Below are 13,352 nucleotides of genomic sequence, written 5' to 3' on the forward strand. Positions count from 1 at the left end.
GTCGCCTCTCTCCTCCGCCTTGCGATCACACGCACCAGACCCCGCCGGCCCCGCCCTCGCGGGCGGACGAAGCTACTTCGACGACACCCCCTAGGGGGCCAGGGGCTCCTGGAGTTCCGTGACCCACTGGGTCCGGTCCTCCGGGCAGGCCAGGCTCAGTTCGCGTGCGTAGCCCGCCGAGCGGTGGCCGTTCGCGTCGATCCAGTGCGCGAGTGCCTGGGCGGTGGGCAGGATGCCGTCCATCGAGCCCCGGTGCACCACCGTCGCGGCCCGCTCCACCCCGGGCAGCTCGACCACCCGTACCGCGCCCCCGAGTGCCTCGGCGCGGACCGAGGGCCCCACCGGCAGCCCGGCGTGGACGAGGACGGCCCCGGCCTCCGCGCCCGGCGCGTCCTCGTAATAGGCGACCCCCGGGCCGGCCGGGACCACCCCGGCGGCTTCGATCCGGCGGCAGAGCTCTTCGTAGAGCGGGCCGATGACCGGCCCGATGTCCTGCGGCTCGTAGCTCCCGGCCACCCCGGTCAGCTCGACGAGCCGGACGGGTGGGAGGCTCTTGACGACGACGTCGACACTGGACATGGATCCCTCGCTCTCGATGGTCCGGAGCCTCGTCTCGACCTGGGTCAGCCGGGCCGCCGCGGCGGCCATGGCCGACTCCAGTTCGGCCCTGCGCAGCCGCAGCATGCCGCGCAACTCCTCCGCGCCCAGCCGCTCGTCGAGGATCGAGCCCACCTCTTCCAGGCTGAAGCCGAGCTCTTTGAGCGCGATGACACGGTTGAGGCGGGCGAGCTGCCCGGCCTCGTAGTAGCGGTACCCGCTGGCGGGGTCGACACGGGCCGGGCGCAGCAGTCCGATGGCGTCGTAGTGGCGCAGCATGCGGACCGATACCCGGCCGTGCTTGGCGAAGTCTCCGATGGTGAACATGACGTCCTCCAGTGCAGGCCCTGACACGGGGGGAGGGTCAAGTCCTGAGCGATATCTCCTGGTCAGCGGCCATACTGCCGGATGCACAGATCCACGATGGAGGGCGGTACGGCGCCCTCGGCGGCCGCGCACAGCTCGTCGGGCCGGGGCAGCCGCGGCGGGACCGCCTGTCGCGGGGTGCGCGGCGGCGCGGGCTTGGGCGGGCGCGCCCGGCGGGGCGCCGCGGGCGGTTTCGCGCCGCGTACGGCGGGTGGCCGTTCGGGGGCGGCCCGGACCGGCGGAGGGGCCGGCGGCTCGGGGAGCCGGCCCAGCGGCAGGGGCAAGGGCTCGGGGGGAGCCGGCGGCCGGTCGCGGACGGCCGACGCATCGGCCGTGTCCTGCGCGTCCGCGGCCGCCGAGGAGCCGCGCGACGGAGCCGGAACCGCCTCCGGGACCACGGAGACGCAGCCGGTGCTCGCGAGCAGCGCGGCGAGGGACAGGGGCAGGGCCCGGCGTAACTGCATCCGACCACCATGCCGCACCACGGGCCGCTCGCAGGCCCGCGCTCACGCGTCCGGGTGAAGCGGCGGCGGAGTCGGCCCCGGAGCCGGCCCGGGAGGCCTCACCGTCACGGTCCGGGTGCCGAGGGCTACCGGGGTCGAGAAGCGGAACGGACGGATGGTGCAGATCGGACACCCGGCTTGACCGGGGCCATCCCGGGAGGAAAGAGTGCGCCGATCAAGCACTCAAGAACCACCGCATGAGCTGCACTTCGGAGATATCTCATATGTTCGCACCGGTCCGCGATCGGCTTGACCCCATGACGACCCGAGGCGCCCGTCAGCCGGGCGCCGCCACGGGCACGGTCCTGGTCGCGCGGCGGCGCAGGGCCTGACCGGGAGGGTGGGGGCCGACACCGCACCGCCGCGCCGGTCCCCACCCCGCCGGGAGACAACCGTGTCCCACCAATCCGACGAGAGCGCAGGCGCGCCCGACGACCGCCCGTTCGTGCGCCCGTACGTGGCCCCCTCCACGCGGCCGCCCCGGTCGACCACGCCCGCCTGGCCGCACACCGGGCCCGTCCCCGTGTCCTTCCACGCGCCCGAAACCGGGGGTGGGGGCGCCGCCGTGGAGACGGCCGGCGTGCCTGCCGCGCCGGAGCGCGGCAGCCGGGTGCCGCTGGTGGCCCTGGCCCTGTTCGCCCTCGCCGCGGCCGGCGGACTGGCGTTCTGGCTCACCGGGCCCGGCCCGGAGCCCCGGCGGGCCGTGAGGCCGCCGGAGTTGTCCCTGCCGGTGCTCCCGGCGCGCAGCCCCGGAGCCGGGGCCGACGACGCCGGAGCCTCGCCCGAGCGGTCCGCACGGGCCTCCGCGCCCCCGGCGGCGCCGTCGGGGCCGGGAACGGCATCGAGCCCGGGCCCGGCGGGACCGTCCGCGGGGCAGACCCCCAGGCCGGCGGCGCCGAGCGGCCCGTCCGGGGCGGCGTCCCCGGGAGGTTCGGGGACGCTGCGCATGGGTGACAGCGGGCCCGAGGTGCGCGCCCTCCAGGAGCGGCTCCACGGGCAGGGGTTCACGTACGTGTCGGTCACCGGCGAGTACGACAGCCAGACCAAGCGCGGGGTCGCGCAGCTGCAGCGTGACCGGGACATCAAGGGCGACCAGCCCGGGGTCTACGGCCCGGCGACCCGGGCGGCCTTCGGGGGCTGAGGCCGGAGCGGACCGCACCCCCGAGGTCAGCGGCCGCCCGAGACCCGCAGGACGGCGCCCGTCGTGTACGAGGCGTCCGGGGACAGCAGCCAGGCCACGGCCCCGGCGACCTCCTGCGGCTGTCCGGCCCGCCCGAGCGGGATCCCGGCCGCCGCCCGGGCCGGCCGCCCGGGGTCGCCCATCGCGGCGTGCATGTCGGTCTCGATGATGCCGGGCGCCACCGCGTTGACCCTGATCCCGTCCGGGCCGAGCTCCTTGGACAGCCCCACCGTCAGGGCGTCGGTGGCGGCCTTCGTCGCCGCGTAGTGGACGTAGTCGCCGGGGCTGCCGAGGGTGGCGGCCGCCGAGGACACGTTCACGATGGCCCCGCCGCCCGCCCCCGCCATGTCCCGGGCGGCGCGGCGGCAGCACAGCAGGTACCCGAGCAGATTGACCTCGACCACGCGCCGCAGGTCCTCGGTCGCGGTGTCCGCGAGCCGGCCGAGCGGGCCGGTCACGCCGGCGTTGTTCACGAGCCCGGTCACCGCGCCGAACTCCGCCCCGGCGATGTCGAAGAGCCGCTCCACCCCGCACTCGTCGGCGGTGTCCGCGCGCACGGTCAGGCAGTGCGCACCGCTCATCCGTACGCGGCGCGCGACGTCCTCGGCGGCCGCTTCGTCGCGGAGGTAGCCGAGCACCACGTCGTGGCCGTCCGCGGCCAGGCGCAGGCAGGTCGCGGCGCCGATGCCCCTGCTGCCTCCGGTGACGACGGTGACCGGACGACGTGGCACGGGGACCTCCTGGGTGCGGGGGCGGGGGCGCGGCGCGTCAGGCTAACACCGGGATTTCCGCTGGACCAGCGCAAATGCCCGGCGGCACAGTGGACGCCGTCGTACACGACACCGTCACATCCGAGGAGTTGCGCACATGTCCACCTTGCGGGTCACCGCCGAAGAGCTGACCGTCCACGAGCATCCGAACGCCGACGCGCTGGAGCTGGCGCAGGTGGGCCTCTACCGGGCCGTCGTCGCCAAGGGGGCTTACCGCACAGGCGAGTTCGCGCTGTACATACCCGAACAGGCCGTGCTGCCCGCCGAGCTGATCGCGGAGCTCGGTCTGACGGGCCGCCTCGCCGGAGGTTCCGCCGACCGGGTCAAGGCGGTCCGGCTGCGCGGCGAGCTGTCGCAGGGGCTGGTGTGCCGGCCGCGTGCGCTGGCCGACGTGGACCTGGCGCGGGCGGCCGAGGAGGGCGTGGACTTCGCCGAGCTGCTCGGGATCACGAAATGGGCGCCGCCCGTCCCGACGACGATGAGCGGCGAGGTGGAGGCGGCGCCGGAGCTGCTGCCGTGGGTGGACATCGAGAACCTCCAGCGCTACCCGGACCTGTTCGAGCCCGGCGAGCCGGTCGTCCTCACCGAGAAGCTGCACGGCACGGCCTGCCTGTCGACGTACGTCGTCGACGGCGGCCGGGTCTTCGTCTCCTCCAAGGGCTTCGGCTCGAAGGGGCTGGCCCTGCGTGAGGACGAGCGCAACCTGTACTGGCGGGCGGTGCGCGGGCACGGCGTACCGGAGGTCGCCGCGAAGCTGGCCGAGCGGCTGGGCGCCACCCGGATCGGAGTGTTCGGCGAGGTGTACGGCGCGGGCGTCCAGGACCTGGCGTACGGAACGGACGCCCGTACGGCCGCCACCGGGCCGGGCTACGCCGTCTTCGACGTATCGGCGGAGATCGACGGACAAGTGCGGTGGCTGGACCCGCGGGAGCTGTTCCAGGACGGTGAACTGCCCCTCGTGCCAAGGCTCTTCGAGGGTCCGTACGCACTCGACACGGTGCTGGAGCTGGCGAGCGGCCCGGAGACGGTGTCCGGGCGGTCCGTGCACCTGCGCGAAGGCGTGGTGATCCGCCCGGTGACGGAGCGCCACAGCCCGGTGGTCGGGGGCCGCGCCATAGCCAAGGCCGTCAGCCCGGCCTACCTCACCCGCAAGGGAGGCACGGAATACGAGTGACCCCGGCCCCCGGGCCGGCCCCGGGCAGCCTGGCGCGATGGCCCACTCCGACGCACTGCCCCGGGCCCTCGACGCCCCCGCGGACCCCGCACTGCGCGCACTGCCGCCCGCCGTGCGGGAGCTGCTGCGCGACCTGCCCGCGCCGCCCCGCCTCGCGGCGCACCTGCGGCTCGTGCACGACGTGGCCGCCGGGCTCGCCGACTGGCTGGCCGCGTACTGCCCCGGCCTGCCCTTCGACCGCGAAGCCGTGCTCTTCGGCGCGGCCACGCACGACGTGGGCAAGGCCGTCCACACCGGCGAGCTCAGCGGACCCGGCTGCGCGCACGAGGCCGCCGGGAGGGCGCTGCTCCTCGCTCGCGGTTTCACCGAGGAGCGGGCCCGGTTCGCCGCGACCCATGCCGACCCCCGGTCTGGCGGGGCCGGCCGTTCACGCCGGCGGTTCCGCGGAGGGATTGAGGGGGAGGGGGGCGTTGGGGCCCTCCATGAACTCCACCGTCGTGAAGACGAGCGGGTCCGGGCCGGTGTTCTCCAGGTCGTGCAGGAGGAACTCGCCCGGGCCGAAGGTGAGGTGACGGGTCTCGCCCTGTGCGTAGGCGACCTCCCGGGTGGCGCCGTCGGCCGTGTGCTGGCGGGCGCGGCCGGGAGTCACGGCCGTCCAGAAGTAGTCGAGCACGTGCCGGTGCGCGGGCAGCCGCTCGCCGGGTGCGAGCCGGATCTCCCAGACCCGGACCCGGCCCGTCTCGCCGAGCAGCCGCTGCCCGACGTGGCCGTTGAACGCGCAGGACTCGAACTCCGCCCGCAGCGCGGGCGACCACCCCTCGAAGCCGGAGCCGGTGATCTCAGACAAGGCGCGCGCCGCCGTCCACGTGGAGCACGGTGCCGGTGACGAACGGGTTGGTCATCGCGTACAGCACCGACCGCACCACGTCCTGCGGGGTGCCGGTCCTCCTGGCCGGGTTGCGGTCCGCGACCCCGCGCAGGAACGCATCCTTGTCCTTGCCGAGCCGGTCCCACGCCCCGGAGTCGATGATGCCGGGGGAGACGGCGTTGACCCGCAGCGGTGCCAGCTCGACGGCCAGCGCTTCCACGAGGAAGGACAGGGCTCCGTTGGTGGTGGCCATGACCACCCGCTCCGGGGCCGGCCGCCAGGCCGCGAAGCCGGAGAAGAAGGTGAGGGAGCCGCCCTCGTCCATCCGCCCGGCCAGGTGCTTGGCGAGCAGCAGCGGCCCGAACACCTTGGCGGCGAAGGCCCGCTGGACGTCGGCGAGCACGAGACCCGACACCGGCCCGTTGGCGGGGACGGCGGCCGTCGAGACGACGTGGTCGACACGGCCCGCGGCTTCGGCGAGAGCGGCGATCGACCCCTCGTCGGTGAGGTCGGTCCGCTGGATGAGGGCCGGTCCGGGCAGGGCGGCCGCCGTCGCCGACAGCCGGTCCGCGTCGGGCCCGGCGAGGACGAGCTCGGCACCGGCGGCCGACGCCGAGCGGGCCAGCGCCCGCCCGATGCGCGAGCCGGCGCCGACGACGACGAGCCGCTTGCCGTCGAGCGAGTCCTGGAAGAGAGCAGCAGTGGGCATGGGATGTCCTGAGGTCAAAGGGAGTTCTGAGTTCTGAGGTCTGAGGTCCTGCGTCGTGTACCTCCACGACTCCACGACTCTCCGTCAGGCGGGTCCCATACGTCCAAGACATCGTTTCTACCGCTGCCATAAAATCTGCTCATGACCACCCTGCGGCAGCTCGAATACCTCGTCACCATCGTCGACACGGGTTCGTTCACCCGGGCCGCCGAGCTCCTGCACGTCTCCCAGCCGGCCCTGTCCCACCAGGTCCGCGCGCTGGAGCGGGATGCCGGCGGCCCGCTCCTGGAGCGGCTGCCGCGCGCGGTCCGGCTGACCCCGATGGGCCGCGCGATGCTCCCGCACGCCCGCGCCGCGCTCGCCGACGCCGAACGGGCCCGGACCGCAGCCCGCCGCGCCGTCGGCCTGGACGGCGGCGAGGTCCAGGTCGCCGCCGTCTACTCGGTCACGCTCGGGATCCTGCTCCCGGTGCTGCGCACCTGGCACGAGCGGCACCCGCAGGTACGCGTCCGGCTGATGGAGTTCCCGCACACCGACGCACTGATCGCCGCGATGGCCGCGGGCCGCGCCGACCTCGCCGTGGGCCCCCGGCCCGGCGAATGGGACGGCCCCGTGACGGAGTTGGGGGAGGAGGAGTTCGTACTGGCCGTCCCCGCCGGGGACCCGGCCCCGGACCGGGTGCGCCTCGCGGACCTGGCGGACCGTTCATGGGTGCACTACGCCCCCGGCAACGGCCTGGCCGAGGTGGTGGACCAGGCCTGCGCGGCCGCCGGCTTCCGGCCGCGCGCCGCCGTACGAACGGAACAGACCGCGGCCGCGCCGTTGTTGGCCGCCACCGGCCTCGGCCCGGCCCTGGTCCCCGAGAGCGTCGTCCCCTCCGGCTTCGCGGGCCGGGTGCTGCGCCCCGAGCCGCCGGTGCGCCGGATGCTGGCCGCCTACACGCGCCCGCACCCCGACCCGCTCACCACGGCCTTCCTGGAGACCCTCGCCCGGCACGCGGCCGACGGTCGTGCCTGAACTCAGGGCCGCGGGGCCGCGGATCCCGCGCGGACCTCGAGGGACGTGCGCCAGCCCGGAGCCTCCGGCTGCGGGGGCCGGGGCGCGGGGCGGCCGCCCGTGGCGAAGAACGCCGACAGCGGGAGCGTCGCCGCGCCGACCGTGACCGCGTCCGGGCCGAGGGAGCCCAGGCCGATGGTGACGCGGTCGCCGGGATGGCGCAGGGAGTACCGGGCCGCGTGCTCCCGTACGGAGGGCAGGATGTGCGGCCCCAGCAGCAGACCGGCCCAGCCGCCGATCAGGATGCGCTCCGGCCGGAACAGGTTGATCACGTCCGACAGGCCCGCGCCGAGGTACTCCGCGGTCTCCTCCAGGACCTCCAGGGCCACCGGATCCGCCGCGACCGCCGCCGCCAGCAGCGCCGACAGGGCCTCCTCCTCGTCCGCCGCCTCCGCGGCGCCGCCGCCCCGTTCCGCCCAGCGCGCCAGCAGGGACTCCGCCCCGGTGTACGCCTCCAGGCAGCCCAGTGCCCCGCACCGGCAGCGCCGTCCCCGCACCGAAACCGTCAGGTGGCCCCACTCCAGCGCGGTGCCCTCCGTCGTCTCCCCGTCGGGCGAGCCGTCCGTGATCAGGCTGGCGCCGACGCCCGAGCCGAAGAGGACGACGACGGCCTCGCGCGCGCCGCGCCCCGCCCCGAACCACATCTCGGCCTGGCCGAGCGTGCGCGCGCCGTTGTCGATGATGTACGGGACCTCCGGGGGCACGGCTGCGGCCGCGCGCAGCAGGGCCTCCAGCGGGACCGCGTCCCAGCCGATGGTCTGGCCGTGGACGACGGCCCCGCCCGGCGCCTCGCGGTCCACTATGCCGGGGACGCCGACGCCCACTCCCAGCAGCCGGTCGGTCCCGACCCGGGCCTGGGCGAGGACGGTGGTGATGCCGGTCCGGACGTGGTCCACGATCGGGCCGACGTCGTAGCAGCCGCGCGGCAGCAACGGCAGCTCGGTGCGCGCGAGTTCGGTCAGGGCCAGGTCGAACAGCTCGACCCGGACCCGGGTTTCACCGACGTCCACCCCGATCATGTGGGCGCTGCCGGGGGCCACGCGCAGCAGGGTGCGCGGTCGGCCGCCGTCCGAGTCGACGACGCCGGCCTCCTCCAGGAGTCCGTCCGCGACGAGTTCACCGACCACGTTGCTGACGGAGCCGGAGCTCAGCCCGGTGGCCGGCCCGAGCTCCTGCCGGCTCATCGGCCCGCCGAAGTACAGCCGCTGGAGTACGGCGCTGCGGTTGCCGCGCCGCAGGTCCCGCACCGTACGGCCGCCACGCCCTGTGGTCATCTGGCTCCTTCCGTCCTGCCGTCCGCCCTGTCGTCGCTCGCAACATACCCCTGCGAGACCTCTTGACGCGACCCTTTCGCAAGGCTTAACTCACGTCCTGAATTAAGGCCTTGAGGCGCTCGGCTCCCACTAGGAGGGTGCCGCCGAAGCGTCCCGCCGAAGCGTCCCGCCGAAGCACGGCCGCCGAAGCACCGCCGCCCGAGCCGAGAACACCCGCCGGCCTTCCCCCGACCCTGCCGAAAGGGGCCGATCCGCCATGCGCAGAACCCGAGCCGCCGCTGCCGCCGTCACCGCCTCCCTGCTCGCCGCCGCTGCCACCGCCTGCGGCGGCGGCACCGCGGACACCGGCGGCGGCTCCAACACCGCCCCCAAGGAGCTCACCTACTGGGCCTCCAACCAGGGCCCCGACCTCGCGGCGGACCAGGCGGCCCTCGCCCCCGAGCTGAAGAAGTTCGAGGAGCAGACCGGCATCAAGGTCAAGCTCGAAGTCGTCCCCTGGTCGGACCTGCTCAACCGGATCCTCGCCGCGACCGCCTCCGGCCAGGGTCCCGACGTCCTCAACATCGGCAACACCTGGTCCTCCTCCCTCCAGGCCACCGGCGCCCTGCTCCCCTGGAACGCCGAGAACTTCGCGGCGATCGGCGGCAAGGACCGCTTCGTGGAGTCGGCCATCGGCTCGGCCGGCGCCACCGGCCAGGACCCGGCCGCCGTGCCCCTCTACTCCATGGCGTACGCGCTCTACTACAACAAGAAGATGTTCCAGGAGGCCGGCGTGGCGAAGCCCCCGGCGACCTGGGACGAGATGGTCACCACCGGCCGACAGCTGTCCAAGGACGGCAAGTGGGCGCTCGGCGCCGAGGGGGCCAACCTCTCCAACAACATCCACCAGGTCTTCGTCCTCGCCAAACAGCACGGAGCGGACTTCTTCGACGCGGCCGGCAAGCCCACCTTCGACTCCCCGGGCGCGGTCGACGCCGTCAAGCAGTACGTCGACCTGATGGCCAAGGACAAGATCATCGCGCCGGGCAACGCCGAGTACGCCCAGAACCAGTCGTTGCAGGACTTCGCCAACGGCAAGACCGCCATGGTCCTGTGGCAGAGCGCCGCCTCCTCCTTCAAGAGCCACGGCATGAAGGAGGGCGACTGGGGCGTCGCCCCGGTCCCGGTGCCCGCGGGCGGCGCACCCGGCTCCGGCGCCGACACCAACTCCATGGTCGCCGGCATCAACCTCGCCGTCTTCAAGAACACCGACAACATCGACGGCGCTCTGAAGTTCGTGAAGTTCATGACCGGCGACGAGGAGCAGAAGATCCTCAACAAGACGTACGGCTCCATCCCGCCCGTCAAGGCGGCCCAGAGCGATCCCGCCTTCGCCACCGACGACCTCACCGTGCTCCGCACCACTCTGGGCACCAGCGCCGCCCCGCTCCCGCAGGTCCCGCAGGAGTCCCAGTTCGAGACCGCCGTCGGCACCGCCGTCAAGGAGCTCTTCGCAGACGCCGCGGCGGGCCGCCCCGTCACCACCGAGTCGGTCAAGGCCAAACTGACCAAGGCCCGGCAGCAGATGGCGAGCTGAGCCCGACCCGATGAGCGCCACGAACCCCGAGAGCCGGACGAGGAGCCGTACCGGGCTCAAGTCCGCACGACTGCCCCGCAGTTCCGTCCCCTACCTGCTCCTCCTTCCCGCCCTGCTCCTCGAACTGCTCATCCACCTCGTCCCGATGGTGATGGGCATGCTGATGAGCTTCCGCGGGCTGACCCAGTTCTTCATCCGCGACTGGTCCCGTGCCCCCTGGACGGGCTGGGCCAACTACGAGCTCGTCCTCGACGTCAACCGGCCCGTCGGCGAAGCCCTCTTGCGATCCTTCCTCACCACCTGCCTCTTCACCCTGCTCTCCGTCGGCCTGTGCTGGCTGCTGGGCACCGCGGCGGCGGTGTTCACGCAGGAGGGTTTCCGCGGCCGCGGCCTCCTGCGGGCCCTGTTCCTCGTCCCGTACGCCCTGCCCGTGTACGCGGCCGTCATCACCTGGGCGTTCATGTTCCAGCGGGACAACGGCCTGGTGAACCACGTCCTCCACGACCAACTGGGCCTGGGCGGCGCCGAGCACACCTTCTGGCTGCTGGGCGACAACAGCTTCTGGGCCCTGCTGACCGTCTCCGTCTGGAAGGGCTGGCCGTTCGCCTTCCTCATCGTGACCGCCGCCCTCCAGAACATCCCCGGCGAGCTGTACGAAGCCGCCGCGCTGGACGGCGCCGGCATCTGGCAGCAGATCCGCCGCATCACCCTTCCCGCGGTCGGCGCGGTCAACCAGGTCCTGGTCCTGGTGCTGTTCCTGTGGACCTTCAACGACTTCAACACGCCGTTCGTGCTCTTCGGCAAGTCGGCCCCCGAGGCCGCCGACCTGATCTCCCTCCACATCTACCAATCGAGCTTCGTCACCTGGAACTTCGGAACCGGATCGGCCATGTCCGTCCTGCTGCTGCTCTTCCTGCTGCTGGTCACCGCCGGATACCTGCTCGTCACGACGCGCGGACGGAGGAACGGACATGGCTGACCACCGCGGCCGCCCCTCGTCCCCGCAGGCCCCGCCCCTCACCTTCCGCGTGATCCGCGCGGTGTTCCTCACCCTGCTCTGCGGCTTCGTGCTGCTGCCCGTGTACGTCATGGTCACCAGCTCCCTCAAACCGCTCCAGGACGTCGCGGGCCGCTTCCGCTGGATCCCCGGCGGTCTCACCGTCCGCCCCTACATCGACATCTGGCACACCGTCCCGCTCGGCCGGTACTTCGTGAACTCCCTGATCGTGGCGGGCGCCGCCACCGCGGCCTCCGTCGTCATCGCCGTCTTCGCCGCCTACGCGGTCAGCCGCCACCGCTTCCGCGGCAAGCGCCTGTTCACCGTCACCGTGCTCTCCACGCAGATGTTCCCCGGGATCCTCTTCCTCCTCCCGCTGTTCCTGATCTTCGTGAACATCGGCAACGCCACCGGCATCGCCCTCTACGGCTCCCGCGGCGCGCTGATCCTCACGTACCTGACCTTCTCCCTCCCCTTCTCCATCTGGATGCTCATCGGCTACTTCGACTCGGTGCCCCGCGATCTCGACGAAGCGGCCACCGTCGACGGCTGCGGACCGCTCGGCGCGCTGCTGCGCGTCGTGGTCCCGGCGGCCGTCCCGGGCATCGTCGCCGTCGCCGTGTACGCCTTCATGACCGCCTGGGGCGAGGTGCTCTTCGCCTCCGTCATGACGAACGACACCACCCGCACCCTCGCCGTCGGACTGCAGGGCTACTCCACGCAGACCGACGTCTACTGGAACCAGATCATGGCCGCCTCGCTCGTCGTCAGCATCCCCGTCGTCGCCGGATTCCTGCTGCTCCAGAAGTACTTGGTGGCCGGCCTCACGGCGGGAGCCGTCAAATGAACCCTTCGGCAGGAGCCGTCGCATGACCCTTTCCGAAACCCGTCCCGACACCGGCGGCGAACTCCGCGCCATCGATCTCGCCGCCCTGCCCCCCGAGTTCGCCTGGGGCACGGCCACCTCCGCCTACCAGATCGAGGGCGCCGTCGCCGAGGACGGCCGGGCCCCCTCCATCTGGGACACCTTCTCCCACACCCCCGGCGCCGTGGACGGCGGCCACACCGGCGACACCGCCTGCGACCACTACCACCGCTGGCGCGAGGACATCGCCCTGATGCGGGAGCTCGGCACCAACGCCTACCGGATGTCCGTCGCCTGGCCGCGCGTGGTCCCCGGCGGGGACGGCCCCGCCAACGCCAAGGGCCTGGCCTTCTACGACCGGCTCGTCGACGGACTCCTCGACGCCGGGATCACCCCCTCCGTCACCCTCTACCACTGGGACCTGCCCCAGGCCCTCCAGGACCGCGGGGGCTGGCCCGAGCGGGCGACCGCCGAGCACTTCGCCGCGTACGCCGGGATCGTCGCCGCCCGCCTCGGCGACCGGGTCACCCAGTGGGCCACCCTGAACGAGCCCCTGTGCTCGGCGTGGATCGGTCACCTGGAGGGCAGGATGGCCCCGGGCTGGACCGACCTGACCGCCGCCGTCCGCTCCTCCTACCACCTGCTGCTCGGCCACGGGCTCGCCACCCAGGCCGTACGGGCCGCCGCCCCCGGCGCGCGGATCGGCATCGTCAACAACCTCTCCACCATCGAGCCCGCCACCGACGGCGAAGCCGACCGCGCGGCGGCCCTGCGCATGGACGGCCACGTCAACCGCTGGTGGCTCGACCCCGTCCACGGCCGCGGCTTCCCCGCCGACATGCGCGAGGTCTACGGCGTCGACCTCCCCGAACGCCCCGGCGACCCGGCCGCCATCGGCGCCCCGCTCGACTGGACCGGCCTGAACTACTACTTCCCGCAGACCGTCACCGCCGACCCGGCCGGCCCCGCCCCGTACGCCCGCCAGATCGACCGGCCCGGCGTCCCGCGCACCGGCATGGACTGGGAGGTCGACGCGAACGGCCTGGAGACCCTGCTCATGCGCCTGACCGAGGAGTACGGGGCCCGGAGCATCCACGTCACCGAGAACGGCTCCTCGTACGAGGACACCGTCGCCCCCGACGGCGGCGTCCACGACCCCGAGCGCGCCCGCTACCTGACCGGGCACCTCGCGGCCTGCGCCCGCGCCGCCCGACGCGGCGCACCGCTGGCCGGGTACTACGCCTGGTCCCTCCTGGACAACTTCGAGTGGGCCTACGGCTACGACAAGCGCTTCGGCCTCGTCCGCGTCGACTACGCCACCCAGCGCCGCACGATCAAGACCAGCGGCCGCCGCTACGCCGAGGTGATCGCCGCGCACCGGGCCCTGTGAGGGCGCGTCTCCCCGCGACTCCCGACG

General features: G+C 73.6%; 13 protein-coding genes. 7 read left to right on the forward strand and 6 right to left on the reverse strand.

The genetic code is table 11. From position 1 onward, the window contains the following. Positions 1 to 90: 90 nt before the first annotated feature. Together ACFY1T_RS33130 and ACFY1T_RS33135 are read right to left on the reverse strand one after the other, a co-directional pair. Positions 91 to 924, reverse strand: a complete 834-nt coding sequence (locus tag ACFY1T_RS33130; RefSeq protein ID WP_390791530.1) for a MerR family transcriptional regulator — start codon at positions 922 to 924, stop codon at positions 91 to 93. Positions 925 to 986: 62 nt separating this feature from the next. Further along, positions 987 to 1,427 (reverse strand): hypothetical protein, encoded by a 441-nt coding sequence (locus ACFY1T_RS33135; RefSeq protein WP_390791472.1) that lies wholly within the window; start codon positions 1,425 to 1,427, stop codon positions 987 to 989. A gap of 433 nt (positions 1,428 to 1,860) precedes the next feature. Here ACFY1T_RS33135 and ACFY1T_RS33140 point away from each other — a divergent pair, with 433 nt between their 5' ends. Next, positions 1,861 to 2,607 (forward strand): peptidoglycan-binding protein, encoded by a 747-nt coding sequence (locus tag ACFY1T_RS33140; protein WP_390791473.1) that lies wholly within the window; start codon positions 1,861 to 1,863, stop codon positions 2,605 to 2,607. Positions 2,608 to 2,633: 26 nt separating this feature from the next. On the opposite strand, the gene ACFY1T_RS33145 is transcribed toward ACFY1T_RS33140, so the two are convergent. Continuing rightward, the gene (locus ACFY1T_RS33145; RefSeq protein WP_390791474.1) at positions 2,634 to 3,377 is read right to left on the reverse strand and encodes an SDR family NAD(P)-dependent oxidoreductase; all 744 of its coding nucleotides are present in this window, start codon (positions 3,375 to 3,377) and stop codon (positions 2,634 to 2,636) included. A 136-nt stretch (positions 3,378 to 3,513) separates the two neighbouring features. On the opposite strand from ACFY1T_RS33145, the gene ACFY1T_RS33150 reads away from it, so the two are divergent. Continuing rightward, the gene (locus ACFY1T_RS33150; RefSeq protein ID WP_390791475.1) at positions 3,514 to 4,590 is read left to right on the forward strand and encodes an RNA ligase (ATP); all 1,077 of its coding nucleotides are present in this window, start codon (positions 3,514 to 3,516) and stop codon (positions 4,588 to 4,590) included. A 427-nt stretch (positions 4,591 to 5,017) separates the two neighbouring features. Here the strand turns inward: ACFY1T_RS33150 and ACFY1T_RS33155 are convergent, their stop codons facing one another. Next, positions 5,018 to 5,437 carry a hypothetical protein gene (locus ACFY1T_RS33155; protein ID WP_390791476.1) on the reverse strand — a complete coding sequence of 140 codons (420 nt, stop codon included), beginning with the start codon at positions 5,435 to 5,437 and terminating at the stop codon, positions 5,018 to 5,020. Then, the gene (locus tag ACFY1T_RS33160; protein WP_390791477.1) at positions 5,430 to 6,167 is read right to left on the reverse strand and encodes an SDR family oxidoreductase; all 738 of its coding nucleotides are present in this window, start codon (positions 6,165 to 6,167) and stop codon (positions 5,430 to 5,432) included. The genes ACFY1T_RS33155 and ACFY1T_RS33160 overlap by 8 nt, the downstream gene beginning before the upstream one ends. Before the next feature lie 141 nt (positions 6,168 to 6,308). Here ACFY1T_RS33160 and ACFY1T_RS33165 point away from each other — a divergent pair, with 141 nt between their 5' ends. Continuing rightward, positions 6,309 to 7,184 carry a LysR family transcriptional regulator gene (locus ACFY1T_RS33165; RefSeq protein ID WP_384705650.1) on the forward strand — a complete coding sequence of 292 codons (876 nt, stop codon included), beginning with the start codon at positions 6,309 to 6,311 and terminating at the stop codon, positions 7,182 to 7,184. A gap of 2 nt (positions 7,185 to 7,186) precedes the next feature. Here ACFY1T_RS33165 and ACFY1T_RS33170 read toward each other — a convergent pair whose 3' ends face one another. Next, positions 7,187 to 8,497: an ROK family protein gene (locus ACFY1T_RS33170; RefSeq protein ID WP_390791478.1), complete on the reverse strand. Its 1,311-nt coding sequence runs from the start codon at positions 8,495 to 8,497 to the stop codon at positions 7,187 to 7,189. A 256-nt stretch (positions 8,498 to 8,753) separates the two neighbouring features. Here ACFY1T_RS33170 and ACFY1T_RS33175 point away from each other — a divergent pair, with 256 nt between their 5' ends. The 4 genes from ACFY1T_RS33175 to ACFY1T_RS33190 are packed head-to-tail and all read left to right on the forward strand — an operon-like array spanning position 8,754 to position 13,325. Beyond that, on the forward strand, positions 8,754 to 10,073 hold the full coding sequence (locus ACFY1T_RS33175; protein WP_390791479.1) for an ABC transporter substrate-binding protein: 1,320 nt from the start codon (positions 8,754 to 8,756) through the stop codon (positions 10,071 to 10,073). A 10-nt stretch (positions 10,074 to 10,083) separates the two neighbouring features. Continuing rightward, positions 10,084 to 11,052, forward strand: a complete 969-nt coding sequence (locus tag ACFY1T_RS33180; protein WP_390791480.1) for a carbohydrate ABC transporter permease — start codon at positions 10,084 to 10,086, stop codon at positions 11,050 to 11,052. Then, positions 11,045 to 11,917 carry a carbohydrate ABC transporter permease gene (locus ACFY1T_RS33185; protein WP_384705658.1) on the forward strand — a complete coding sequence of 291 codons (873 nt, stop codon included), beginning with the start codon at positions 11,045 to 11,047 and terminating at the stop codon, positions 11,915 to 11,917. The genes ACFY1T_RS33180 and ACFY1T_RS33185 overlap by 8 nt, the downstream gene beginning before the upstream one ends. Before the next feature lie 22 nt (positions 11,918 to 11,939). Then, positions 11,940 to 13,325: a GH1 family beta-glucosidase gene (locus tag ACFY1T_RS33190; protein WP_390791481.1), complete on the forward strand. Its 1,386-nt coding sequence runs from the start codon at positions 11,940 to 11,942 to the stop codon at positions 13,323 to 13,325. Positions 13,326 to 13,352 lie beyond the last annotated feature (27 nt).

It is taken from the genome of Streptomyces sp. NPDC001194 (genome assembly GCF_042896985.1).
GTDB lineage: Bacteria > Actinomycetota > Actinomycetes > Streptomycetales > Streptomycetaceae > Streptomyces.

Coding starts and splice junctions, on each gene's coding strand:
- ACFY1T_RS33130 (WP_390791530.1), bottom strand. CDS start 924: ATGTTCACCATCGGAGACTTCGCCAAGCACGGCCGGGTATCGGTCCGC.
- ACFY1T_RS33135 (WP_390791472.1), bottom strand. CDS start 1,427: ATGCAGTTACGCCGGGCCCTGCCCCTGTCCCTCGCCGCGCTGCTCGCG.
- ACFY1T_RS33150 (WP_390791475.1), top strand. CDS start 3,514: ATGTCCACCTTGCGGGTCACCGCCGAAGAGCTGACCGTCCACGAGCAT.
- ACFY1T_RS33160 (WP_390791477.1), bottom strand. CDS start 6,167: ATGCCCACTGCTGCTCTCTTCCAGGACTCGCTCGACGGCAAGCGGCTC.
- ACFY1T_RS33165 (WP_384705650.1), top strand. CDS start 6,309: ATGACCACCCTGCGGCAGCTCGAATACCTCGTCACCATCGTCGACACG.
- ACFY1T_RS33170 (WP_390791478.1), bottom strand. CDS start 8,497: ATGACCACAGGGCGTGGCGGCCGTACGGTGCGGGACCTGCGGCGCGGC.
- ACFY1T_RS33175 (WP_390791479.1), top strand. CDS start 8,754: ATGCGCAGAACCCGAGCCGCCGCTGCCGCCGTCACCGCCTCCCTGCTC.
- ACFY1T_RS33180 (WP_390791480.1), top strand. CDS start 10,084: ATGAGCGCCACGAACCCCGAGAGCCGGACGAGGAGCCGTACCGGGCTC.
- ACFY1T_RS33185 (WP_384705658.1), top strand. CDS start 11,045: ATGGCTGACCACCGCGGCCGCCCCTCGTCCCCGCAGGCCCCGCCCCTC.
- ACFY1T_RS33190 (WP_390791481.1), top strand. CDS start 11,940: ATGACCCTTTCCGAAACCCGTCCCGACACCGGCGGCGAACTCCGCGCC.